The organism is Amycolatopsis stemonae, from assembly GCF_054781455.1.
The window spans coordinates 113273-137009 of the sequence record NZ_BAAGUJ010000022.1; the positions used below are offsets into that span (position 1 = coordinate 113273).

At 72.6% G+C, this 23737-nt stretch carries 23 protein-coding genes and 1 pseudogene; 15 read left to right on the forward strand and 9 right to left on the reverse strand.

Annotated elements, in window-relative coordinates; genetic code table 11:
- Window positions 1-19: 19 nt before the first annotated feature.
- Window positions 20-871, reverse strand: a complete 852-nt coding sequence (locus ACYVLJ_RS44025; protein WP_460443168.1) for a helix-turn-helix domain-containing protein — start codon at window positions 869-871, stop codon at window positions 20-22.
- Window positions 872-991: 120 nt separating this feature from the next.
- Between ACYVLJ_RS44025 and ACYVLJ_RS44030 the strand changes: the two genes are divergently transcribed.
- Window positions 992-1885 carry an alpha/beta hydrolase gene (locus tag ACYVLJ_RS44030; RefSeq protein ID WP_460443169.1) on the forward strand — a complete coding sequence of 298 codons (894 nt, stop codon included), beginning with the start codon at window positions 992-994 and terminating at the stop codon, window positions 1883-1885.
- Here ACYVLJ_RS44030 and ACYVLJ_RS44035 read toward each other — a convergent pair whose 3' ends face one another.
- A complete protein-coding gene (locus ACYVLJ_RS44035) occupies window positions 1886-2788 on the reverse strand; it encodes a LysR family transcriptional regulator (RefSeq protein WP_460443170.1) in 903 nt (300 codons plus the stop codon).
- Between the two features lie 87 nt (window positions 2789-2875).
- Between ACYVLJ_RS44035 and ACYVLJ_RS44040 the strand changes: the two genes are divergently transcribed.
- Window positions 2876-3664: an SDR family NAD(P)-dependent oxidoreductase gene (locus ACYVLJ_RS44040; protein ID WP_460443171.1), complete on the forward strand. Its 789-nt coding sequence runs from the start codon at window positions 2876-2878 to the stop codon at window positions 3662-3664.
- On the opposite strand, the gene ACYVLJ_RS44045 is transcribed toward ACYVLJ_RS44040, so the two are convergent.
- On the reverse strand, window positions 3591-4565 hold the full coding sequence (locus ACYVLJ_RS44045) for a LysR family transcriptional regulator (protein ID WP_460443172.1): 975 nt from the start codon (window positions 4563-4565) through the stop codon (window positions 3591-3593). The two genes, ACYVLJ_RS44040 and ACYVLJ_RS44045, sit on opposite strands and share 74 nt — an antisense overlap.
- A 117-nt stretch (window positions 4566-4682) precedes the next feature.
- On the opposite strand from ACYVLJ_RS44045, the gene ACYVLJ_RS44050 reads away from it, so the two are divergent.
- The 3 genes from ACYVLJ_RS44050 to ACYVLJ_RS44060 are packed head-to-tail and all read left to right on the forward strand — an operon-like array spanning window position 4683 to window position 6061.
- A complete protein-coding gene (locus tag ACYVLJ_RS44050; RefSeq protein ID WP_451976105.1) occupies window positions 4683-5390 on the forward strand; it encodes an SDR family NAD(P)-dependent oxidoreductase in 708 nt (235 codons plus the stop codon).
- Between the two features lie 4 nt (window positions 5391-5394).
- A complete protein-coding gene (locus tag ACYVLJ_RS44055; protein WP_460443173.1) occupies window positions 5395-5742 on the forward strand; it encodes a YybH family protein in 348 nt (115 codons plus the stop codon).
- A gap of 13 nt (window positions 5743-5755) precedes the next feature.
- The gene (locus ACYVLJ_RS44060; protein ID WP_460443174.1) at window positions 5756-6061 is read left to right on the forward strand and encodes a muconolactone Delta-isomerase family protein; all 306 of its coding nucleotides are present in this window, start codon (window positions 5756-5758) and stop codon (window positions 6059-6061) included.
- Between the two features lie 294 nt (window positions 6062-6355).
- Here the strand turns inward: ACYVLJ_RS44060 and ACYVLJ_RS44065 are convergent, their stop codons facing one another.
- Complete coding sequence (locus tag ACYVLJ_RS44065) at window positions 6356-6886, reverse strand: MarR family winged helix-turn-helix transcriptional regulator (RefSeq protein WP_460443175.1); 531 nt, start codon at window positions 6884-6886, stop codon at window positions 6356-6358.
- Window positions 6887-7051: 165 nt separating this feature from the next.
- Between ACYVLJ_RS44065 and ACYVLJ_RS44070 the strand changes: the two genes are divergently transcribed.
- Window positions 7052-9064: a phosphocholine-specific phospholipase C gene (locus ACYVLJ_RS44070; protein ID WP_460443176.1), complete on the forward strand. Its 2013-nt coding sequence runs from the start codon at window positions 7052-7054 to the stop codon at window positions 9062-9064.
- A gap of 554 nt (window positions 9065-9618) precedes the next feature.
- Here ACYVLJ_RS44070 and ACYVLJ_RS44075 read toward each other — a convergent pair.
- The gene (locus tag ACYVLJ_RS44075; protein WP_460443177.1) at window positions 9619-11136 is read right to left on the reverse strand and encodes a DUF2235 domain-containing protein; all 1518 of its coding nucleotides are present in this window, start codon (window positions 11134-11136) and stop codon (window positions 9619-9621) included.
- A 141-nt stretch (window positions 11137-11277) separates the two neighbouring features.
- Here ACYVLJ_RS44075 and ACYVLJ_RS44080 point away from each other — a divergent pair, with 141 nt between their 5' ends.
- The 8 genes from ACYVLJ_RS44080 (at window position 11278) to ACYVLJ_RS44115 (ending at window position 18976) form a co-directional block, all read left to right on the forward strand.
- Entirely contained in the window at window positions 11278-12240 is a 963-nt protein-coding gene (locus tag ACYVLJ_RS44080) for a threonine ammonia-lyase (RefSeq protein ID WP_460443178.1), read from the forward strand.
- Window positions 12241-12326: 86 nt separating this feature from the next.
- Window positions 12327-12962 (forward strand): helix-turn-helix domain-containing protein, encoded by a 636-nt coding sequence (locus ACYVLJ_RS44085; RefSeq protein WP_451976124.1) that lies wholly within the window; start codon window positions 12327-12329, stop codon window positions 12960-12962.
- Window positions 12963-12999: 37 nt separating this feature from the next.
- Complete coding sequence (locus tag ACYVLJ_RS44090; protein WP_460443179.1) at window positions 13000-14148, forward strand: NAD(P)/FAD-dependent oxidoreductase; 1149 nt, start codon at window positions 13000-13002, stop codon at window positions 14146-14148.
- A complete protein-coding gene (locus tag ACYVLJ_RS44095) occupies window positions 14145-14438 on the forward strand; it encodes a (2Fe-2S)-binding protein (RefSeq protein WP_460443180.1) in 294 nt (97 codons plus the stop codon). Before ACYVLJ_RS44090 ends, ACYVLJ_RS44095 begins: the two co-directional genes overlap by 4 nt.
- Window positions 14435-15760 carry an FAD/NAD(P)-dependent oxidoreductase gene (locus ACYVLJ_RS44100; RefSeq protein ID WP_460443181.1) on the forward strand — a complete coding sequence of 442 codons (1326 nt, stop codon included), beginning with the start codon at window positions 14435-14437 and terminating at the stop codon, window positions 15758-15760. Before ACYVLJ_RS44095 ends, ACYVLJ_RS44100 begins: the two co-directional genes overlap by 4 nt.
- Entirely contained in the window at window positions 15747-16658 is a 912-nt protein-coding gene (locus ACYVLJ_RS44105; protein WP_460443182.1) for a dihydrodipicolinate synthase family protein, read from the forward strand. The genes ACYVLJ_RS44100 and ACYVLJ_RS44105 overlap by 14 nt, the downstream gene beginning before the upstream one ends.
- Window positions 16659-17660, forward strand: a complete 1002-nt coding sequence (locus tag ACYVLJ_RS44110; RefSeq protein ID WP_460443183.1) for a proline racemase family protein — start codon at window positions 16659-16661, stop codon at window positions 17658-17660.
- 311 nt (window positions 17661-17971) lie between these two features.
- Window positions 17972-18976, forward strand: a complete 1005-nt coding sequence (locus ACYVLJ_RS44115) for an ABC transporter substrate-binding protein (protein ID WP_451976142.1) — start codon at window positions 17972-17974, stop codon at window positions 18974-18976.
- Here the strand turns inward: ACYVLJ_RS44115 and ACYVLJ_RS44120 are convergent.
- Together ACYVLJ_RS44120 and ACYVLJ_RS44125 are read right to left on the reverse strand one after the other, a co-directional pair.
- The gene (locus ACYVLJ_RS44120) at window positions 18966-19322 is read right to left on the reverse strand and encodes a darcynin family protein (protein WP_451976145.1); all 357 of its coding nucleotides are present in this window, start codon (window positions 19320-19322) and stop codon (window positions 18966-18968) included. The genes ACYVLJ_RS44115 and ACYVLJ_RS44120 overlap by 11 nt on opposite strands.
- An 11-nt stretch (window positions 19323-19333) precedes the next feature.
- Window positions 19334-20224: an SDR family oxidoreductase gene (locus ACYVLJ_RS44125; RefSeq protein WP_460443184.1), complete on the reverse strand. Its 891-nt coding sequence runs from the start codon at window positions 20222-20224 to the stop codon at window positions 19334-19336.
- Between the two features lie 163 nt (window positions 20225-20387).
- Here ACYVLJ_RS44125 and ACYVLJ_RS44130 point away from each other — a divergent pair, with 163 nt between their 5' ends.
- Window positions 20388-22214, forward strand: a complete 1827-nt coding sequence (locus ACYVLJ_RS44130) for a hypothetical protein (RefSeq protein ID WP_460443185.1) — start codon at window positions 20388-20390, stop codon at window positions 22212-22214.
- 15 nt (window positions 22215-22229) lie between these two features.
- Here ACYVLJ_RS44130 and ACYVLJ_RS44135 read toward each other — a convergent pair whose 3' ends face one another.
- Entirely contained in the window at window positions 22230-23609 is a 1380-nt protein-coding gene (locus ACYVLJ_RS44135) for a family 2B encapsulin nanocompartment shell protein (protein WP_460443186.1), read from the reverse strand.
- A gap of 6 nt (window positions 23610-23615) precedes the next feature.
- A pseudogene (locus ACYVLJ_RS44140) lies at window positions 23616-23737 on the reverse strand (hypothetical protein); the annotation flags it as partial.

Genomic DNA, 23737 nt, shown 5'->3' on the forward strand with positions numbered 1-23737 from the left:
CCGGCCACTCCGGCGGACCTCACCCGGTGACCGGCTCGGCGGTCCACGAAGCCAGGATCCGCAACGCTTCGTGGGCCGGTGAGCCCGGCTCGGCCGTCAACACCATGAGCCGCTGGCCGCTGCCGTCCGGGCTTTCCCACATGTCGCAGTCCAGCGTCAGCTCGCCGACCACGGGGTGGCGGTAGTGCTTGACGCCGTAGCCCGCGCTCGTCACCCGGTGCGCCGCCCACCAGCCGCGGAACTCCGGGTGGTGCACGGACAGCTCGCCGACGAGGTCCGCCAGCTCCGGGGCGTCCGGGTCGCGCGCGGCCTCCAGGTGCAACGAGGCCACTGCCGTGCGGGCCGCCTCTTCCCAGTCCACGTGGAGGGCGCGGATCGCCGGGTCCGCGAACAGCAGGTACACGTAGTTGCGCCGGTGGGCCGGGTAGCGGGCGAAGTCGGTGAACAACGCCGCCGCCGCGGAGTTCCACGCGACGACGTCCAGGCGGTGGCCGAGCACCATCGCGGGCGTCTCGGCGAGCTGGTCGAGGAGCCGTTTCACGGCCGGGCGCGGCTTTTCCGCCGAGCGGCGCCGCGGACGGCGGAACGGCTTGGCCGCCAGTTCGTGCACATAGGACTGTTCGTCGTCGCTCAGCCGGAGGGCGCGGGCGAGCGTCGCCAGCACGGCCGACGACGCCTGGACGCGGCCTTGTTCGAGCCGCGTCAGGTAGTCGACGCTGATCGCGGCGAGCTGCGCCACCTCTTCCCGGCGCAGCCCGGCGACGCGCCGTTGCGAGGCAGGCTCAGGCAGGCCGACGTCCTGCGGGTTCAACCGGGCTCGGCGGGCTTTGAGGAAGGCGCCGAGCTCCTTCGGCTGTCCGGTGGGCTCCATGGGGTCGATTGTCCCCGGGATCCGCCGCCCGTGGGTGGGCAGGATCGTTCCCCCGAAGACGGCGTCCCGGGCGAAGACCCGCCTCTTACGCGCCGGCGGCGCCGGGACGAACCTGGAGGCATGCCAGAGAACGTGACTTTCCCCAGCGCCGGCCTCGAGCTCGCCGGCCACCTGTACCTGCCCGAGCAGGACGGGCCTCGCCCGGCGATCGTCGTCGGGCACCCGGCCGGCGGCGTCAAGGAGCAGGCCGCCGGCCGGTACGCCCGCCTCCTCGCGGAACGCGGGTTCGTGACCCTCGCCTTCGACGCCGCCTTCCAGGGCGAGAGCGAAGGCCTGCCCCGCGGCCTCGAGGACCCGGCGCACCGGGTCGAGGACCTCAAGGCCGCCGTGTCCTTCCTGATCACCCGGCCCGAAGTGGACGCCGGGCGCGTCGGCGCCCTCGGCATCTGCGCGTCGGGTGGCTACGTGCTTCCCGCCGCGGCGACCGACCACCGGATCAAGGCGGTCGCGACGGTCAGCGCCGCCGACATCGGTCGCATGTTCCGCGAAGGCGCCGACGGCACCCAGGATCCCGCGATCGTCCAGGGGATGCTGGACGTGGCGGCCGCGGCCCGGACCTCGGCAGCGCGGCGCGAGAAGATGGGCTCGTTCCCGATCTTCCCGCCGACCGCCGAGGAGGCGCGGGCCGCGGGCGGGCAGCACGGCTTCGAGGGCTTCGAGTACTACCGCACCGAGCGCGCCCACCACCCGCGCTCGGCCGCGGAGTTCACTGCCGACAGTCTCGACCGGATCGTCGCCTTCGACGCCGCCCGCTTCATCGGGCTCATCGCGCCGCGGCCGCTGCTGATGATCGCCGGCACCGAGGCCGTCACGAAGCACATGACGACCGAGGCCTTCTCGAACGCCGCCGAGCCGAAGCGGCTGCGGTGGATCGAGGGTGCGACGCACGTGGACCTGTACGACCGCCGGGTGGCGCCGGTCGTCGACGAGCTGGCCGGGTTCTTCGGCGCGTGATCAGCCGGGCAGCCGGGCCGCCTGCTCGCGGAGGGCGTCGACCAGCGCGGCCGCGCCCGCCGAGCGGTCCGGCCGGGTGACGACCACCGCCGACCGGCCGCGCCACGCCGGGTCCTCGACGGAGACGACCTCGACCCCGGCCGGCACGGACGCGGCCGCGACACCCGGCAGCAGCGCGATGCCCAGCCCGGCCGCCACCAGGCCCAGGCGGGTCGTCCAGCTGCGGACCGCGTGGCCGACGCGGGGTTCCTCGAGGGTCGGCCAGGCGCCGAACTGGGGTTCACCGCGGCCGCCGCGCCCGACGATCCACGTCTCGTTCCGCAGGTCGGCGACGCCGGCGTGGCCGCGGCGGGCGAGCCGGTGCCCGGCCGGGACGGCGACCCGCAGGTCGTCCTCGGTCAGGACGTCCTGGTGGAGGCCGTCGAGGTCGTAGCCGGGCAGCCCGTCGCCGACGCCGATCACGACGACTTCGGTGCGTCCGCCGCGCAGCCGGGCGAGCAACGCCGGTGTCGCGCCTTCGTCGAGCGTGACGACCAGCCCGGGGTGGCGGGTGCGCAGGACGGCCAGCGCGCGGGGGACCAGGACCGCCGCCGCGGCCGGGAACACACCGATCGAGAGCCGGCCGGCCAGCCGGTCGCGCAGCCCCGCCAGCTCCTGCTCGGCCGTGTCGACCACGGCGAGCGCCGTCGTGGCGTGCCGGACCAGGAGCGCGCCGGCCGGGCTCGGCCGCACCCCGCGGGCGTGCCGCTCGAACAACGCGGTGCCGGCCGCGGCCTCCATCATCGCGACCTGCCGCGAGACGGCGGACTGGGTGTAACCGAGCGCCGCGGCCGCCGCGGTGAACGAGCCCGTGGCCGCCACCTCGCGGAGCACGCGCAGGCCGATCAGCGTCACCTCTGCCACAGCGGCAGCCTAGCCATCACGTACACGCATGGGAAGCATGCGAAACCATCGCTGGTGCTCATGCCTCGACGGGCTCAGCATGGAAGCATGATTTGGTTCATCACAGGATCTTCGAAGGGTTTCGGCCGCCAGTGGACCGAAGCCGCCCTCGACCGCGGAGACCGGGTGGCCGCGACCGCGCGCACCCCCGCGCGGCTCGACGACCTCGTCGAGAAGCACGGCGACGCGATCCTCCCGCTCGAACTCGACGTCACCGACCGCGACGCCGCGTTCGCCGCGGTCCGGCGCGCCGCCGACCACTTCGGCGGCCTGGACGTCGTCGTCAACAACGCCGGCTACGGGCACTTCGGGCGCGTCGAAGAACTCAGCGAAGAAGACGTCCGCGCGCAGCTGGAGACGAACTTCTTCGGCGCGCTGTGGGTGACCCAGGCGGCACTGCCGATCCTGCGCGCCCGGCGCCGCGGGCACATCGTCCAGGTCACCAGCGAAGGCGGCGTGGTCGCGTTCCCCGGCATCGGCGCCTACCACGCGTCGAAGTGGGCGCTGGAAGGGCTTTCCCAGTCCCTGGCGCAGGAGGTCGCGGAGTTCGGCATCCACGTCACCAACCTGGAGCCGGGCCCGTACGCGACCGATTGGCTGAGCGTGGGCTCGCGCCGGAGCACCCCGAACCCGGACTACCCGGCCGCCGGCGAGGGCCACTGGGACGTCGGCGACCCGGCCGCGACGCGCGAAGCCGTCCTCGAGCTCGTCGACGCGCCCGAGCCGCCGCTGCGGATGTTCCTCGGCAAGTCCCTGGCGGCCGTCAGCGAGGAGTACCGGGACCGGCTGAAGACGTGGGAAGACTGGCAGGCCGTGGCGGTCCGGGCGTTCGGCTGAGCGCCGCGTGCGGGTCGTCGGCGGGCACCCACCCGGTGTCGAGGCCGAGCGAGCCGACGTCCCGGGTGAGCGCCGCGATCGTCGCGCGGACCGGCGCGCGGGTCTCGTCCCGCCGGGACACCAGGGACCACGTCCAGAACGGCGCCGGGCCGGTGATCGGCCGGCGCGCCAGGTCCGGCGGGACCGGGGCCGTCTGGCCCTTCGGGGAGTTGAGCACCGGGCGCCGCAGCCGCCGGACGTGGTCGAAGAACGCCGGCCCGGTGATCCCGCCGTCGTGCGTGCGGACGACCTGGGCGCCGGTGGCCTCGGCGAACTCCTCGGCGTAGCCGTTCCACGACGCCCAGCTCGCCGTGTCGGCGTCGACGAGCACGACGACGTCCGCCGCCCGCACCTCGGCCGTGCCGGTGCCGATCGCGTGCAGCCGGTCCGCGCCGAGCAAGCGGGCCTCGAGGTCGTGCTCGGCCAGGTCGGCGGCCCGCGTCCAGCAGATCGCGAGGTCGATGCTCTGGTCGGCGACCCGGTGCAGCTGGGCGTGCGAGGGCAGCACCCACGTGTCGACGTGCAGGTGCGCGACGCCCGCCACGCGGTCGGCCAGGTCGGCGGGGTGCCAGTTCACGTAGCCGAGCCGCACCGGCTCGCGGTCCGCGATCCCGGCGGCCGTGCGGCGCAGCTCGTCGGCCTGCTCCAGCAGCGCGCGGACCCGGGGGAGCAGCGCCGCGCCGCACTCGGTGAGCGTGACCGACCGGCGGTCGCGGTCGAAGAGCCGCACGCCGAGGTCGCGTTCGAGGGCCTTGATCTGCTGGGACAGCGAAGGCCCGGCGATGCGCAGCCGGTCCGCGGCGCGGCCGAAGTTCAGTTCGGTGGCGACCGTCACGAAGTACCGAAGCTGGCGTAGCTCCATACCGGGAGCTTAGTGCGGTGGGAGGCCGGGCCTCCCAGCTGAGAGCGAACCGGTCGTGGCGAAGCGGGTTCGCCCGGCACATCCTCGGCTCGGGAAGACCACTCACGAGGAGGATGCATGAACAGCCAGAAGGTCGCGGTCGTCACCGGCGCTTCGCAGGGCATCGGCGCGGCGCTGGTCGAGGCGTACCGGAAGCTCGGCTACGCCGTCGTCGCGAACTCGCGGTCCATCACGCCGTCCGGGGACGCCGGGATCGCGACGGTCGCGGGCGACATCGCCGACCCGGCCGTCGGGGCCCGCGTGATCGACGAGGCGCTGGCGAAGTTCGGCCGGGTCGACGCGCTGGTCAACAACGCCGGCGTGTTCGTCGCGAAGCCGTTCACCGAGTACACCGGTGCCGACTTCGACCTGGTGACCGGCGTGAACCTGCGCGGCTTCTTCGCGGTCACGCAGCGGGCGATCGCCGCGATGCTGGACGGCGGGGGCGGGCACGTCGTCAACGTGACGACCAGCCTGACCGACCACGCGAACAGCGCGGTGCCCTCGGCGCTGGCGTCGCTGACCAAGGGCGGCCTGAACGCGGTCACGAAGTCCCTGGCCATCGAATACGCGACGCGCGGGGTGCGCGTGAACGCCGTGTCGCCGGGCATCATCCGCACCCCGATGCACCCGGCGTCGACGCACGACGCCCTGGCGGGGCTGCACCCGGTCGGGCGGATGGGCGACCCGGGCGACATCGTCGACGCGGTCGTCTACCTGGAGGGCGCGCCGTTCGTCACGGGCGAAATCCTGCACGTCGACGGCGGCCAGAGCGCGGGACACTGACGTCATGGACATCCTCACCGAGGTGCTGGACGCCTGGAAGTCCGCGGTCGACGCGCACGACCCGAAGCGGGTCGCGGCGTCCTTCACCGAGGACGCGATCTTCCAGGGCCTGCACCCGTACAGCGTGGGTCGCGACGGCGTGGCGGCGTACTACGACGCCCAGCCACTCGGCATGACAGCGGCTTACCGGATCGTGGAGACCCGCCACCTGGCCGAGGACGTCGTCCTCGGGTACGCCGCGGTCGACTTCTCGTTCCACGACCGGCCGGCGATCTCCGTGCACCTGAGCGTGCTCGTCCGGCGGACCGGGGAAGGCTGGCGCATCGCCCACTACCAGGTCTCCCGGCTCTGAAAGGAGCACGAGCATGGAGTTCCTCGTCGACATGGTGACGACGGTCCCGCCGGGCACCCCCGAGGAGACGGTCGCCGACACACGGCGCCGTGAGGCCGCGCGGAGCAAGGAACTCGCCGCGCAGGGCCACATCCTGCGGCTGTGGAAGCCGCCGGAAGCCCCGGGCGAGTGGCACACGATCGGCCTGTTCGCCGCCGCCGACGACGGCGAGCTGCGGGCGGTGCTGGAGTCGATGCCGCTGCACGTGTGGATGGCGGTCACGGTGACCCCGGTGAAGCCGCACCCGAGCGACCCCGGCGCCGGGCGGCCCCCGGCTTAGCCGATCCGGCTTGGCTGGTTTGCGGCCCCGGTGACCTTGGCGCCGGGCTGCCCCGGGCTTAGGTGATCCGGCCGGCGACCCGGCTTGGCTGATCCGGTTCGGCGGGTTTGCGCCGGGGCGAGCCGGGTAAACAAGGCGCGGCGGTGCCGCCCGCGTTCGAGCTCAGCCCGAGACCCCGGGCAGGCGGGCGGGCACCGCTGTCAGCACCGGGTGGCGTCGAAGATCCGATCAGGTAGCCGCGGGCATCGCCTGCGAAGCGGGCGCGGGACTGGGCCTGGACCGTCGCGCGGGTCGTCATCGGTCCTCGAGGTGGCGGGCGAGGTGCTGCTGGTTCTCCACGAGCCGCAGGCAGAGGTGCCGCAGCTGGGCCGTCTCGGTGGCCGTGAAGCCGCGGAACAGGGCGGCCATCGCCAGCTGTGACGGCCGTCGGAACTCCTCCAGCCACCGGCGGCCGGCCGCCGTGATCCGGACCAGCACCGAGCGGCGGTCACGCGGGTCCGGGGCGCGTTCGGCGAGACCGGCGCGTTCCAAGGTGTCGACCAGGCCGGTCACGTTGCGCGAGCTCACCCCGGCCGACGTGGCCAGGTCCTTGACGTTCGCCTCGGCCGTGCCGATCCGGATCAGGACGTCGAGGGCGCCGGGGCTGAGCCCGCGGCTGTCGGTTCCGTGCGCGCGCAGCTGGTCCAGGCTCCGGGCGGCCGCGCGGACGGCCGCCGCCGCTTCGAGCACGCCGGTGTCCTCGCCGAGGGTGAACTCGGCCAGCGCGCCGCGGACGCCGGGGGAGTAGAGGTGGTCGTCGGGGTCACGAGCGAATACGTCGTTCATAGTGAAGTACTACATTAGTACGTGCTTCCGTAATTGTGTCAAGATCATGTCCGTCGAGAGGCGTTTACCAGGGTTTCGCCCGCCGTTAGCCTCGGGCCCGGCACAGGTTCTCGAAGGCCCGCACATACTGACCCGGCTCTCCACCACGACACCCCCGGAGTCTCCATGACGGACGTCAACAGACGGCGTTTCCTGCAGTTGGCCGGCGGCACGGCCGCCCTTTCCGCGCTTTCCACGAGCATCGCCCGCGCTGCCGAGATCCCGGCCAGCCGGCCGACCGGGACCCTGCGGGACGTCGAGCACATCGTGGTCCTGATGCAGGAGAACCGGTCGTTCGACCACTACTTCGGCACGCTGCGCGGCGTCCGCGGCTACGGCGACCCGCGCCCGGCGACGCTGGCGTCCGGCAAGTCCGTCTGGGCGCAGTCCGACGGCAAACGCGACATCTACCCCTTCCGCCCCGATGCGGACAACCTGGGCCTGCAGTTCATCCAGGACCTGCCGCACGGCTGGAACGACACCCACGCGGCGTGGAACGGCGGCAAGTACGACAAGTGGGTGCCCGCCAAGGGCTCGACCACGATGGCGTACCTGACGCGCGAGGACATCCCGTTCCACTACGCGCTGGCCGACTCGTTCACCATCTGCGACGCCTACCACTGCTCGTTCATGGGCTCGACCGACCCGAACCGCTACTACATGTGGACGGGCTGGACCGGCAACGACGGCAAGGGCGGCGGCCCGGTCCTCGGCAACGACGAAAAGGGCTACTCCTGGACGACCTACCCGGAGCGGCTCGAGCAGTCCGGCGTGTCGTGGAAGATCTACCAGGACATCGGCGACGGCCTCGACGCCGCCGGCGGCTGGGGCTGGATCGACGACGCCTACCGCGGCAACTACGGCGACAACTCGTTGCTGTACTTCAACTCCTACCGCACCGCGAAGCCGGGCGACGCGCTGTACGAGAAGGCGCGCACCGGCACGAACGCGAAGGCCGGCGACGGCTACTTCGACCAGCTTCGTGCCGACGTCAAGGCCGGGAAGCTGCCGCAGGTTTCGTGGATCACGGCGCCGGAGGCGTTCTGCGAGCACCCGAACTGGCCGGTGAACTACGGGGCCTGGTACATCGCGCAGGTGCTCGACGCGCTGACGGCGAACCCGGACGTGTGGAGCAAGACCGCGCTGTTCATCACCTACGACGAGAACGACGGCTTCTTCGACCACGTCGTCCCGCCGTACGCGTCCGCCGGGCAGTCCACTGTGGACACCACGGGTGAGATCTTCGCGGGCTCGGCGGCGAACCCGGCCGGGCCGTACGGGCTCGGCCAGCGCGTGCCGATGCTCGTCGTGTCGCCGTGGAGCAAGGGCGGCTACGTCTGCTCGGAGACGTTCGACCACACCTCGATCATCCGGTTCATCGAACGCCGCTTCGGCGTGCACGAGCCGAACATCACGGCGTGGCGGCGGTCGGTGTGCGGTGACCTGACCTCGGCGTTCGACTTCGGGCGCACCGACGCCCGCGTCCCCGCGCTGCCGGACACCGCCGGCTACGAGCCGCCGGACCGCGAACGGCACCCCGACTACGTGCCCGCCGTCCCGGCGAAGAACGTGCTGCCCAGGCAGGAACGCGGGCTGCGGCCGGCGCGGGCGCTGCCCTACGACCTGGCGGCGGACGCGCAGCTGGCCGGCGGCACCCTCACGGTGACGTTCGCCAACCACGGCCGGGCGGGCGCGACGTTCTACGTCGTGACGCCTTCGGGCGAACCGCGGACGTACACGGCGGGGGCGGGCAAGTCGCTGCCGGCCGCGCTGCCCGCGGCCGGGGCCTACGACTACACCGCCTACGGGCCCAACGGGTTCGTGCGGCAGTTCCGGGCCGGCGGCGCCGGGCCGGAGGTGAGCGCGCGCCAGGAAGGCGGGGACCTCGCGCTGGTCCTGACCAACACCGGCACCACCACGGTGCGGCTGACGGTGGCGGACGCCTACGGCCGCTGCTCGACCACGCGCCAGCTGCGCCCGGGCGCGCGGGTCGTCGAGCACGTGGACACCCGGCGCAGCAACAACTGGTACGACGTCTCGATCACCTCCGACCGCGACCCGAAGTTCCTGCGCCGCCTGGCGGGGCACCTGGAGACCGGCCGCCCGAGCACGAGCGACCCGGCCATCCTCACGAAGTGACGTCCGGCGCGCCGCGGCGCCAGTCCGACGGGCCGGCGCCGCGGACGCGTCTGAACGCGAACGGGTCTGCATACCCGACCGCCCTGGCCACCGCGGCGGAGGTGGGCGCGCGGCGGCTCGCTGCTGCACGCGGCCGAGGAGGCCGTGCGGGAATCCGGGGCCGGCTGGACGATCGCGAGGGCGTCCTGGCCCTGCCGACCGGGGCCGGCGGCGCGCCGTTCGTCGACGCCGGCGACCTCGCCGACGTTGCGGTGGCGGCGCTGACCGGCGACCGGCATTCCGGCGAGGTCCACGACCTGACCGGCCCGCGGGTGGTCGGGTTCGGCGAAGCGGCCGGGCTGATCGCGCGGGAGATCGAGTACGCCGACGTCGCCCCCGAGGCGTTCATCGGACGCCAAACCGCTTACGGCGTCCCCGAAACCGTGGCCCGGCTGCTCACCGGCCTGCTGACGGACCTGCGCGAAGGCCGTGGTGGCGTTCGTGGCCGCGACCGCCTGGACCTGACCGGCTTGCCGCGACCGCGGTGGCGTGCCGCTCGACGACGACGTGCCGCCTCAGGAGAGCCGGCGGACCGTCAGCCGCAGCGAGCCGCGGTTCCCCGCGTAGCCGAGCCAGCTGTCGTTGGCGTACGCGTAGAAGTAGCCCCGCTTCTCGTTGCTCCACTTCGTCCGCCGGCCGCCGATCAGGAACGGGTCGTAGGACTGCTGGACGTCCTCTGCGTCCAGCTTCTGCGCGGCCACCGAGCCGATCAGCGCCATCCAGCGCTCGCCTTCGCAGCGGCGGCCGCCGAACGAACGCGCCCGGCGGTCGTCGCCGAGCTTGGCGAGCTGGGTCTGGAACCAGGACGACGTCGTCGCGATCGCGTGCAGCACGTCCTGGAAGTCCAGGCCCGGGTCGGCTTCCGTGCCGTCCGGGTGGTGCGCGACCTTCCCGTCCAGCCAGGTGCCTTCCGCACCGAACTCGTAGTCACCGGGTTCGAGGTAGAGGCCCGTCCAGTTCCACGGCCGTCCCGCGTAGACGTCGACCTTCGCCGACTCGCCGACCGCGAGCAGCCGCCCGTCCCGGTACGGGCCCGTGGTGATCGGCGGCGCCGCCTGGCGGTCCACAGCGGACGGTGCGACGTCGGGGGAACCGGCTGTGAGGAACGGGATCGCCCGCGGCGCCGGGCACAGCACGGTGTAGATGCTGTGCAGCGAGTTGTGCAGCACGTCCTGCGGGTCCGGCGCGATCTGCTTGTACATCGCGTCGTCGAACATGAGGTCCGTGACCGCGCGGCACTCGTCGATCATCCACTGCAGGGCGCCGTCGGAAAGGCCGGTGTGGTCGTGGCCGCCGCCGACGTCGCAGTGGTCGCCGGGGAACCAGACCTGCTTGGCGGTGCGGCCCTCGCCCACCTCGGCCAGGTTCGACCACAGCGTCGGCATGAACGGGCCGCGCATCTCGTCGAGCGCGAGCGCCTGCCGGGCGTGCTTGACGTGGTCGCCGAGCTTGGTGTCGTGGAACCGGGGGAGGTGCCCGGCGTGGTCTTCCAGGAGCTTCAGCGGGCCGAGCCAGTCCGGGATGCCGAGGGAGCCGACGGTGTCCCAGACGCCGAGGAACTCGATCGGGACCGGCTCGGCGGCTTCGGTGACCTCTGCGCGGTAGCCGTCGGCGAACAGCTCGTCCACGCGGGCCCAGAACTCGGTCGACCCGGCGTCCGCCAGCTCGGCGGGCAGGCCGCACCGCCGGATCATGCCGCACAGGCTGCGGACGGTGAACGCGCCGCGGCTGAAGCCGAAGAGGTAGATGGCGTCGCCGGGCCGGTAGGTGCGGGCGAGCCAGCCGTACGCGCTCTTGACGTTGTCCGAAAGTCCTTTGCCGACCAGCCCGCCCTGGAGGCGGTTCAACAGCCCCGAACCGGTGCCGACGCCGGGGTGGTAGTAGCGCGGCTGGTCGGCGCGGTCGGCCACGGTGTGGTGGATCCGCGCGACGTTCGTCGGGGCCGGCTGGCCCTGTTGCAGCTGGTCCGGCGTGTTCCACGTGCCGTCGCAGCAGACGACGAGGTGGCGCCGGCCGGCGTCCGGGTCGGTCATCCGATCACCTTTCGGTCCACAGGGGATGCCTGGGAGTCGCGTCGATCTCGGCGGTGGTTACAACCCCGAGGTTAGTAGGAGGCACCGGGCCGCCGCCGGGATACGGCGTGCCGTGGCGCGCTGCGGCTAGGCTGCGAAGCCGTGCCGGAAACGCGCCTCGACCTCACCCGGATCCGCGCGGCCCGCCGGGTGATCGATCCCGTCTTCCTCGACAGCCCGCTCTACCGCTGTGAACCGTTGGAACGCGCCCTGGGGTGCCGGGTGAGCATCAAGCTCGAAACGGCGAACCCGGTCCGCAGCTTCAAGGGCCGCGGCACCGAGCTCGTCGTGCACGGTCTCGCCGAGCGCGGCGAGAGCGCCGCGGTGTGCGCGAGCGCGGGCAACCTCGGCCAGGCGCTCGCCCTGTCCGGCCGGCGGCACGGGCTGGACGTCACGGTCGTGGCGTCGCGGTTCGCGCCGGCGGCGAAGCTCGAGCGCATCCGCGCGCTGGGCGCGCACCTGGAGCCGGTGGACGGCGACTTCGAGCTGGCCCGCTCCCGCGCGGTCGCTCTCGCGCGGGAGCGGGGCGTCCGGCTGGTCGAAGACAGTTTGGACGTCGAGACGTGCGAAGGCGCGGCGACGATCGGCCTGGAGCTGGCGGACGCGGGCCCGTTCGACGCGGTGCTGGTCGCGCTGGGCGGCGGCGCGCTGGCGACCGGCGTCGGCTACGTCCTGAAGACCTGCGCCCCGGCGACCGAGGTGATCGCCGTCCAGCCCGAGCGCGCGCCGGCGATGGCCCGGTCGTGGCGGGAGCGGCGGGTCGTCACGACGGACTCGGCCGACACGATCGCCGACGGTGTGGCCGGCCGGTTCCCCATCCCGGAGGTGCTCGACGACCTCCTGGTGGTGGCCGACGACGCGGTGGTCGTCCGGGAGGAGTCGATCATCGCCGGGATGCGGCTGTTCCTGGAGCACGCGGGCCTGGTGGTGGAGCCGTCGGCGGCGCTGGGCCTGGCGGCGGTGCTGGAGGACCGCGCCCGCTTCGCCGGCCGGCACGTGGTCAGCATCGTCTGCGGCAGCAACGTGGACCTGCCGGGCTACTACCGCTGGCTGGGCCTGTCGTGAGTCGCGGCAGGCTGCTCATCGGCGGGCGGGTCGGCGTGGCATCATGAGCCTGGCCCGATCGGCAAGCCGAACGGAGGCGGGGCTGGATGGACGCTTTACCGAACGGCGAGACCGCAGACGGCGGCCCGTCGATCCGGGACATGCTGGCCGTCAACCTGCGGGCCGCGCGGTCGGCGCGTGAGCTGTCGCTGTCCGAGCTCTCGCGGCGCTCCGGCATTGGCAAGGCGACGCTCTCGCAGCTCGAAGCGGGCACCGGCAACCCGACCATCGAGACCGTCTTCAGCCTGTCGCGCGCCCTCGAGGTCGCGATCTCCGACCTGCTCGACCACCGGCCGCGCGGCGGGCTGACCGTCGTGCGGGGCGCCGACGTCGAGGTGCTCCGCGGCGAGGGTGTCGACCTGCGGCCGTTGCGCCGGATCGAGGCCGAGAGCAGCGTCTTCGAGGTCTACGACCAGGTCGTCCGCGGGGACGCGCCGCAGCGGTCGCAGGGGCACGTCGGCGTCGAGCACACCGTCGTGCAGACCGGCGGGCTGCGCGTCGGGGTCGGCGGGCGGACCGTCGACCTCGGGCCCGGGGACTACGTCGCCTTCGACGCCCGCGAGCCGCACAGCTACACCGCGCTCGCCGCTCCCGTGCACTCCGTGCTGCTCCTGCAGTACCGCGCGGACGAGCGGCTCGACGGCCGGCCGCACCCGTTGACACCCGCGCCCCGCGAGACTTAACCTCCGATCGTTCGCTTTACCGAACGCAGGAGGGTCGATGAACCGAACGCGGGTGGTGGTGATCGGGGCCGGCGTCGTCGGGGCGGCGTGCGCCCGGGAGCTGAGCCTCGCCGGGTTCGACGTCCTGGTCCTCGACCGCGGCCGGCCCGCCGGGGGCACCACCTCGCACGGCGAAGGCAACCTCCTCGTCTCGGACAAGGGACCCGGCGCGGAGCTGCGGCTGGCGCAGCTGTCGGCCCGGCTGTGGCCGGAAATCGCGGCGGACCTCGATCCGCGGGCGACGGAGTACGACCCCAAGGGCGGCATCGTCGTCGCCACCACCGAAGCGGGAGCCGAGGCGCTCACCGCGTTCGCCGCGCAGCAGGCCGAAGCCGGCGTGCGCACCGAGTCGCTGTCCACAGTGGACTTGGCCGCCGCCGAACCCGCGCTGACGCGCGCAGTCACGGCCGCCGTCCACTACCCGGAGGACGCCCAGGTCCAGCCGGCCGGCGCGACGTCGGCCCTGCTGGGTTCGGCCCTCGAACAGGGTGCGCGGCTGCGCACCGACACCGAGGTGATCGGCGCGACCGTCCGGACCGGCCGGATCACCGGGGTCCGCGTGCCCGGCGAGGTCATCGACGCCGACGTCGTCGTCAACGCCGCCGGTCCGTGGGCCGGTGAGGTCTCGGCACGCCTCGGCGCACCGGTCGCCGTGCGCCCCCGCCGCGGCGAAGTCCTGGTGACCACGCCGATGCCGGGGGTGGTGCGGCACAAGGTGTACGACGCCGATTACGTCGGCGCGGTCGAATCCGGCGACAGCGAGCTGCAGACGTCGGCGGTCGTCGAGGCGACCCGGGGCGGCACGGTCCTGATCGGCTCGTCCCGCCGCCGCGTGGGCTTCGACGACGCGATCCTGCCCGGCGTGCTGAGTGCCATCGCGGCCAAAGCACTGCGGCTGTTCCCGTCCCTGGCGGACGCCGCGGTGATGCGGGCCTACGGCGGGTTCCGGCCCTATGTGGACGATCACCTGCCCGTCCTCGGCGAGGATCCGCGGCTCGGAAACCTCTGGCACGCAACGGGACACGAAGGCGCCGGGATCGGGTTGAGTGTCGGCACCGCGAGGCTCCTGCGCGAGCTGCTGACCGGGGCAGCGCCGTCGATGCCGGTCGGCGAGTTCACTGTGGACCGTCCGGCGGTGCTCGCGTGAGCGCGCGCCGGGACCCGGTGGGCCGCACCGGCACGCCGATCCGGATCACCGTGGACGGCGAACCCGTGCCGGGCATCGCCGGCCAGAGCGTCGCGGGTGTCCTCCTCGCCGCGGGACGGCTGTCCTGGCGCACCACGCGATCCGGCGCGCCGCGCGGGGTCTTCTGCGGCATCGGCGCCTGCTTCGACTGCCTGCTGACCGTGAACGGCGTGCCGGACGTCCGCGCCTGCCGCCGTCGCGCCGCCGACGGCGACGACGTCCGGACCCAGTCCCGGCAGGAGCCCGCATGAGCCACGTCGTGGTCGTCGGCGCGGGGCCCGCGGGGCTCGCCGCGGCGGAGCACGCGCTGCGGGCCGGGGCCGAGGTGACCGTCCTGGACCAGGCCGACACGCCGGGCGGGCAGTACCACCGGACGCTGCCCGCCGTCCGGCACCCGCAGCACGGCCGGCCGGCCTTCGAGCGCCGGGTGCTCGACCGGTGCACGTGGTGGCCGGAGACCACGGTCTGGGCCCTGGAAGGCAACCGGCTGCACGTCCTGCGCGGTCCGGCCGACGGCACCGGGCGGCAGCGCCACACCGTCGAGCCCGACGCGCTCGTGCTCGCCACCGGTGCCCACGACCGCGTCCTGCCCTTCCCCGGCTGGCAGCTGCCCGGCGTCTTCACCGCGGGCGCCGCGCAGGCGCTGGCGAAGGGGGAGCGGGTGGCCGTCGGCCGCCGGGTGCTCGTCGCCGGCGCCGGGCCGTTCCTGCTGCCCGTGGCCGAATCCCTCCTGACCGTCGGTGCGGAAGTGGTGGGCATCCTGGAGGCGAACCCGCCGTCGACCGTCCGCAAAGGATGGTCGTGGCGCGCGGCCGCGCACGCGGGCAAGGCCGCGGAACTCGCCCGCTACGCCGCGACCCTCGCGCGGCACCGCGTCCCGGTCCACCTCGGCCGCGGGGTCGTCGAAGCCCGCGGGGACGACCGGGTCCGCGAGGTCGTCACCGCCCGCCTCCGCGCGGACTGGACGGTCGTGCCGGGCACCGAACGGACCTACGAGGTCGACGCCGTGTGCGTCGGGCACGGCTTCGTGCCGCAGCCCGAACTGGCCGTCGCCGCGGGCTGCGTGCTGGACGGCGGCTTCGTCCGCGTCGACGGCGACCAGCGCACCAGCGTGCCCGGGGTGTTCGCCGCCGGGGAGATCACCGGCATCGGCGGCGCGGCCCTCGCGGCCGCGGAAGGTGCCGTCGCCGGGACGGCCGCGGCGGGCGGCACCCCCGGCCGTGCCCTGCGGCGCGAGCGTGACCACGCCCGCTCCTTCGCGCGCCGGCTGGCCGCCGCGCACCCCATCGGCGCGGGCTGGCCCGGCTGGCTGCGCGACGACACGGTCGTCTGCCGCTGCGAGGAAACCACCTACGGCGCCCTGACCCGCGTCGCGCGCGACGCGACGAACCCGGGGCCGCACGCGCTCAAGCTCGGGACCCGCGCCGGGCTCGGCCCCTGCCAGGGCCGGATGTGCGGGCCCGCCGTCGCCGAACTCTGCGGGGGCGCCGAGCGCCACCACCGTCCGATCGCCCAGCCGATCCGCCTGGGCGAACTCGCCGACCCGAAGGAGCCCAGCCGTGAACACCCGTGACCTCGGCGGCGTGGTCGTCGCCGCCGCTTTGCCCTACCGGGCCGACGATGCCGCCCCGGCCGGGCTGGCCGTCGACTACGACGCCTACGCCGAGCACTGCCGCTGGCTGGTCGCCAACGGCTGCCGCGGCGTCGGCCCGAACGGCTCCCTCGGCGAGTACTCCTCGCTCACCGGCGAGGAACGCCGCCGCGTCGCCCGCACCGCGATCGAAGCGGTCGGCAGCGACGGGATCGTCGTCGTCGGCGTGCACGGCCCGGGCGCGCACCAGGCCCGGTACTGGGCCGAGGCGGCGGCCGAGGACGGCGCGCACGGCGTGCTCTGCCTGCCGCCGACGCTCTACCGCGCCAACCGCGGCGAGGTGCTCGCGCACTTCGAAGCCGTCGCCTCGGCCGGGCTGCCGGTGATGGTCTACAACAACCCCTTCGACACCAAGGTCGACCTCACGCCCGACCTGCTGGCCGAGATCGCGCAGATCGACAACGTCGTGGCCGTCAAGGAGTTCTCCGGCGACGTCCGGCGCGTGCTGGAGATCCGCGAGCGCGCGCCGGAACTGGCCGTGATCAGCGGCGCCGACGACGTCGTCCTGGAAAGCCTGCTGATGGGCGCGACCGGCTGGTTCGCCGGGTTCCCCAACGTGTTCCCGGCCGAGTCGGCGCGGCTCTACGAGCTGGCCACCGCGGGCAAGCTCGACGAAGCCCGTGCGCTGTACGAGCCGTTGGTCGCCGCCTTCCGCTGGGACTCGCGCACCGAGTTCGTCCAGGCCATCAAGCTCGGGATGGACATGGTGGGCCGGTACGGCGGCCCGTGCCGGCCGCCGCGGGGCCCGCTCTCGGACGTCCAGCGCGAGCAGGTCCGCGCCGACATGGGCCGCGCACTGGCGTCGCTGGGGGTGGCGTGAGTGCGGTCCTCACGCGCGATCACGGCGGTCGATTCGCACACCGAGGGCATGCCCACGCGGGTCGTGACCGGTGGCGTCGGGACGATCCCCGGCGCGACGACGGCCGAGCGCCGCCGCTACTTCATGGCGCACCTGGACCACATCCGGCAGTTCCTGATGCACGAGCCGCGCGGGCACTCCGCGATGAGCGGCGCCATCCTGCAGCCACCCTGCCGCGACGACGCCGACTGGGGCGTCGTGTACATCGAGGTGTCCGGCTGCCTGCCGATGTGCGGCCACGGCACCATCGGCGTCGCCACGGTGCTGGTCGAGACCGGGATGGTCGAGGTGACCGAGCCGACGACCGTGGTGCGCCTGGACACCCCGGCCGGGCTGGTGCACGCCGAGGTGACGGTCCGCGACGGCCGCGCGGAACGGGTCAAGCTCCGCAACGTGGCGTCGTTCCTCGCCGAGCGCGACGCCGTGGTGGACGTCCCCGGCCTGGGCGAGGTCCGCTACGACCTGGCCTACGGCGGCAACTTCTACGCCATTCTCGAACTGTCCCAAGTGGACATCCCGTTCGCGCGGGCGGAGCGCGACCGGATCCTGGGCGCGGGGCTGGCGATCATGGGCGCGATCAACGAGCAGCGTCCGCCCGAGCACCCGGCCGACCCGCTGATCGGTGGCTGCAAGCACGTCCAGTTCCTCGCCCCGGGCTCGGACGCGCGGGCGTCGCGCAACGCCATGGCCATCCACCCGGGCTGGTTCGACCGCTCGCCGTGCGGCACCGGCACGTCCGCCCGGATGGCACAGCTGCACGCGCGCGGCGAGCTGCCGCTGCACACGCCGTTCGAGAACAGCTCGTTCATCGGCACGACGTTCACCGGCGAACTCGTCGGCGAGACCGAGGTGGGCGGCGTGCCGGCGGTGATCCCCGAGTTCTCGGGCCGGGCGTGGATCACCGGCACGGCCACCTACCTGCTCGACCCCGACGACCCCTTCCCGGCGGGCTTCGTCCTCTAGCAGCGGAAAACGCCATCGATCCGCGATCCGATCGTCGAATCGATGGCGGTTCCCGTTCCGTGCGGAGATTCGTAGATCTTCTTTCGCCGGTGACCACGTTTTTGGTCAGATCAACTATTCTCGAGAGCGCCGGCGGCAATTGCTTTGATTAACCTCGATCTGTATTCAAGATGAACGGAAGGTTTCATCGGGTTCATCTCATTGTCAGCCGAAGTCGAAGTGCTTACAGTGACCTGCATCACTCCCGGGAATGAGTCACGTACTTCCCAGGGATTCGGTACCTCCGTAGCACTTTCTTCTAGGAGCAGGCTTTGCTGGACACCGTCAAGAGCACTCGCCGTGCCGCGCTCGGGCTGGCCCTCGCCGCGGCCCTGGCCGCCGCCACCGGTTGTGGCGCGCTCGGCCTGGCCGACCCGGGCGCCGCGGCGAGCGCGGCCGGCCTGGAGAGGTCGTACCTGAAGGTCTCGATCCTCCCGACCACGGACCTCGGGCCGTTCTGGCTGGCCCAGACCGAGGGCTACTTCAAGGCCGAGGGCCTCGAGGTCGAGTCGGTGATCGCCCCGAGCGGCCAGGCATCGTTGATGAAAGCGATCTCCGGCGAGGCCGATATCGCGTTCTCGACCTACCCGCCGTTCTTCATCGCGAAGAACAGCGGTGCGGCCGACATGCAGCTGGTCGCCGACGCGACCTCGGTCAACGCCAAGACCAACGCGATCGTCACCGTGCCGAATTCGCCGGTCAAAACGGTCTACGACCTGGCCGGGAGCAGGATCGCGATCACGGCCAAGAACACCGCTTCGGATCTGCTGACCCGTTCGGTGATGCAGGACCACGGCGTGGACTTCGGCAAGGTGAAATGGATCCTGATCCCGCTGCCCGACATCGCGGAAGCGCTGCGGCAGGGCCAGGTCGACGCCGCCTACCTGCCGGAGCCCTACATCACGCAGGCCGCGAAGACCGCGGGCGCGATCCCGGTGGTCGACATCAACTCCGGCGCCAGCCAGGACTTCCCCCTGACCGGGTACGGCGCGACGAAGCGGTGGGTGCGCGAGAACCCGAAGACCCTGGCCGCCTTCCAGCGCGCCATGCAGAAAGCCACCCACGAAGCCACGAACGACCGGTCCAAGGTCGAGCCCCTGCTGGTCCGCTTCGCCAAGATCGACGAGGACACCGCGAAGCTGCTCACGCTCCCGAGCTACCGCACGACCCTCGACTCGAGGCGCATGCAGCGCGTCCCGGACTTGCTGCTGCAGCTGGGCGCGATCAACGGCCCGATCGACGCGGCTTCGATGATCGGACCCCAGGTCAGGTCGTGATCGTCGCGACCGCCGGCACGCCGTAGTTCTTCGCGTACCCGTTCTCCACCCCCACGAGGATCTCGACGATCTCGAAGTACCGGTCCCAGAACGGGGTTTCGCGCAGGGCCTCGATCACCAGGTGGTACGCCTGGTGATCGACGGCTTCCCAGACCCAGACGTCGGTGACGCGCGCCGAGTAGAACTCGGTGTCGAAGAACCGCGACCGGACGCCTTCGGCCTTCTCCCGCACCACGGGCAGGACCTCGGTTTCGAAGGCGTGCACCCGCTGCTCGACCGTGAGGCCGAGCCACTCCGGGGTCGTCTTCACGAGCATGAACGCCGTCACGTTCGCTTCGAAGGACATGGTCTTTCCTTTCAGGAGTAGGCGCCGGCGGCGATGTCTTCGACCAGGGTCGGCCCGGACGGTGCCCAGCCGAGCAGTTCGCGGGTGAACGCGCTCGACGCGGTCATGTCCAGCGCGAAGAACCGGCCGACGAACCCGAAGTGCCCGGCGGCCGCTTCCGGCGCCACCGACGTCACGGGCAGCGCGAGTGCCTGCCCGACGGCCTCCGCGATTTCGCGCGTCGTAACGGTTTCCTCGGCGACCGCGTGCAGTCGCGAGCCGGCCGGCGCGGCTTCGAGGCCGAGCCGGACGAGCCGGGCGGCGGCCGGGCGGTGCACCGCGGACCAGGCGGCGGAACCGTCGCCGACGTACGCGGACACGCCGTGGCGGCGGGCCGCCGCCGTGACCGCCGCGAGGAAGCCGGGGTCACCGGTGCCGTGGACCGACGGCGCGAAGCGGACACTCATCGCGCGGACGCCCTTGCCCGCGTATTCGAGCGCCAGGTTTTCGCTTCCCCCGCGCGGCGAATCCGGGCCGACCGCGGGGGAGACGTCGGTCTCGACCGCGGGCCGGCCCTGTACCAGGCCCGAAAGCGCGGCGGCGACGACGAGGGGCTGGTCGGTGCCGGCGAGCGCGTCGGCGAGCGTCTCGACGGCGGCCCGTTCGGCCCGGTTGCTCTCGGCGGGGTTGGCCCAGTCGTGCTTGTTGGCCAGGTGGACGACGGCGTGGGCGTCGAGCGCGCCGTCGCGCAGGCCGGCCAGGTCGTCGAGGTCGCCGCGGCGGACCCGGGCCCCCTTCTTGCCGAGTGCCAGCGCGGCGCTGTCCGAGCGGGCGAGGCAGGTGACCTCGTGCCCGGCGCCGAGCAGCTCGTCGACGACGGCCGAGCCGATCCACCCGGTCGCTCCGGTGACGAACACGTGCATGCTGCTTGCTCCTTCTTCGGGGAACTCTTGACGAGTTCGAAGTTAGGAGCAGCGGCGGTCTCCACACCACGCAACTTCGGCAACGTACAGTTGCACCAGATGCAAGCCTGATCGGACGGCAATGCCGAGAGCTGCGCACGCGAGTCGGTGACCAGGCAGTTCCGTGACCGTGGGAGACTGCGCCGATGAGCGGAAGACCGACGTGAACGCGCCCGGAACCGTGATCGAGACCGAGGACCTCCGCGGACGATCCGGTCGCGAACGGCCGGCGTGGCTGCGGATTTCGCTGTGGATCGCCGGCATTCTGGTCTTCTGCGCGGCACTGGAAGCCCGGATCGGCCGGTTCGGGTTCGCGCCGACCGACCAGGGGTTCATCCTGGCCCAGAGCTGGCGGATCCTGCAGGGCGAGATCCCGCACGTGGACGTCGTCTCGGTGCGCCCGCTGGGCTCCGCGATCCTGCACACGATCGACTTCGCGCTGCCGGCCCCGCTGTTCGTCGCGTCCGGCTTCCTGGCCACGGTCGAACTCGCCGTCGCCACCGTCGCGCTCGCCGCGTTCCTGCTGTCGGCGGCCCCGACGAGCTGGGGGCCGTGGCGGATCGCCCTGGTCGCCGCGGCCGGGCTGGCCAACCTGCACAGCTACCCCGCGATGGCCTGGCACACGATCGACGGCATCTTCTTCGTCTCGGTCGGGCTGTGGCAGCTCGAGCGCGGCTTCCGCACGGGCTCGTCCCGGTCCCGCCGTCTCGGCCTGCTGTGCCTCGGCTGCGCGGTGGTGATCAAGCAGAGCTACGCGGCGGCGGTACCGATCGGCCTGCTGCTGCTCTTCGCCCACCCCGCGTCGACGGCCCGCTCCGCCCGCCGGTGGCGCGGCACGCTCGCCGACCTCGTCGTCCTCGGCGCCGCCCCGCTGGCCTACTTCGGCTTCGTCACGCTCAAGGGCGGCTTGCCGGCGGCGCTCGACCAGCTCACCGGAGGACGCCAGACGTGGGGCGAGAACCTCTACGAGTTCTGGACCTCGCCGGGGCCGTTCGCGGCGCCCGACATCCGGCTCGTCATCGGGCTCGCCGCGGTGACCGCCGCGTTGGTGGCCGTCACGGCCCGGGCCACCGGCCGGCTCCGGTGGGTCCGGCTCGCCGCGGCGGTGGCGACCGGCGCGCTGATGCTGTGGTCGGTGTACCGCGGTGGGTTCGAGCGCTCGGCGCCGTGGTCGCTGATGGTGCTCTGGGTGTTCCTCGTCGTGACGGTCATGCACGCGGTCGTCCGGCGGCGCCTGCCGTGGCGGCAGCTGCTCGTGGTCGCGCTGGCCTGGATGGCGTCCTTGTCGTGGGGCTCGCCGTACCCCACGCTGATCGCGGGGTCGATGGCGTTGGGCGTGCTGGACATGCTGGCCGGAGCCGTCGCCGACGTCGTGCCGAGGCGGACCCCACCGGTGGTGGCCGCCGTCGCCGGTGTCCTCGTCGTCGTCCTCGTGGGGACCCAGGTCGTCGCGGCCCACGACCGCGCGCCGTACTCGGACCGTTCCCAGGGCGATCTGACCGCCGATCTCGGCGATGTCGCGGCCCCGATGCGGTGGACGCGGACCACCCCGAGCGTTCACACCTACGTCGGGCAGCTCCGCGACTGCCTCGCCCGGTTCCCCGCCGCGAACGTGACGATCCTCCCGGACGACGCGTTCGCCTACCCGGTCTTCAAGCTGCACAACCCGTTCCCGGTGGACTGGCCGATCCCCGACGAGATGGTCGGCGACGCCCGGCAGCGAACCCTGGACACCGCCCGCCGGCTCGACCGCACCGGCGACTACCTGGTGCTGTTCCAGGCGTTCGGCAGCGACCGGCTCACCCGGGGCGAACCCGTCTACCCGAGCGTGCCGCCCGAAATCGGCACGGTCGGCCACTCCGACATCGAGCAGCTGATCCGCGAGTCCTTGACGGGTCGCAAGATCAGCTGCGGCAGCTTCGCCGGAGTCTGGGCACCCGCCCCGCGCTGACGGCCCTTGGCCGTGTCAAAAGCCCGTTTCGACGTCGTCGAGGACGCCGAGGGCATCGGGGACGAGGACGGCGGCGGAGTGGTAGGCGGTGACGAGGTAGGAGGTGATGGCCTGGTCGTTGATGTGCATGAAGCGGACGTTGAGTCCGGGTTGGTATTGATCCGGGAGTTCCTTCGGCCGTAAGCCGATCACGCCCGCATCGTCCTCACCCACGCGCATGGCGAGGATGGCGGTGGTGCCGGTGTCGGTGATGGGGATTTTGTCGCTGGGCAGGATGGGGACACCCCGCCACGCGGTCACGGTCTTGCCGTCGACGAGTGTGGTGTCGGGGTAGATGCGGCGGGCGGTGCATTCGCGGCCGAAGGCGGCGATGGCACGGGGGTGGGCGAGGAAGAACTTCGTTTTGCGGCGCCGGGCCAGCAGGTCGTCCATGTCCAAGGGGGTGGGTGGGCCGGTGCGGGTGGTGAGGCGCTGTTTGAGGTCGGTGTTGTGCAGGAGCCCGAAGTCGGTGTTGTTGAGCAGTTCGTGTTCTTGGCGTTCCCGTAACGCTTCGACGGTGAGGCGGAGCTGCTGGTCGAGTTGGTTGTGGGGTTGGTTGTAGAGGTCGGTGACGCGGTTGTGGACGCGCAGGATGGTTTGGGCGACGGCGAGTTCGTATTCCCGCGGTGCGGGGTCGTAGTCGACGTAGGTGCCGGTGAGGGCCGGTTCGCCGTCGTGGCCGGCGGAGAGGTCGATGCTGGCTTCGCCCTTGGGGTTCTGCGGTTTCTTCGGTCGCCGGATCGCTTCGGCGATGTGGGTGCGCAGGGATTCGGTTCGGCCGTTGAGCCGGGCGTAGGCGGCGGCGGTGAGGGTGAGGGTGGTGACGCGGGTGGCGGCCCGGGCGGTGAAGGCCCAGGTGGCGGTGTTGTCGTGGGTGAGGAGTTCGGCGCCGAGGTGGTCGCCGTCGGTGGCGGTGCTCAGGGCGGTGTCGTCGCCGTAGGGGCCGCGGCGGTGCCGGGTGACTTTGCCGTGGGCGATGACGATCAGGGTGTCGAGGGAGGTGCCTTCTTCGGTGAGGGTGGCGCCGGGTTCGTATTCGCGTTGTTCGAAGGCTCCGGCGAGGGCGGCGAGGGCGGGTTGGTCGGTGAAGTCGTGGAGGAGGTGGAGTTCGGTGAGTTCGGCGGGGACGAGGTGGAGGCGGGTGCCGGTGGTGTAGCTGGTGAGTTTGCCGTCGCCGACGGTGTAGGTGAGGCGGCGGTTGACGCGGTAGGACCCGGCCGTCAGTTCGGCCCAGGGGAGTTGGGTGAGCAGCCAGCGGGGGGTGATGCTCCGCATCTGCGGCGGGGTTGTGGTGGTGGTGGTCAGGGTCCGTGCGGCGCGGGTGCTGAGGGTGTGCTGGTGGTCGGTGATGGTCACCGGGGGTCAGCTTTCCCGGCCGAGTTCGGCGTTTTCCAGTATTGCGAGGGCGTCGGGGACGAGGACGGCGGCGGAGTAGTAGGCGGAGACGAGGTAGGAGATGATGGCTTGGTCGGAGATGCCCATGT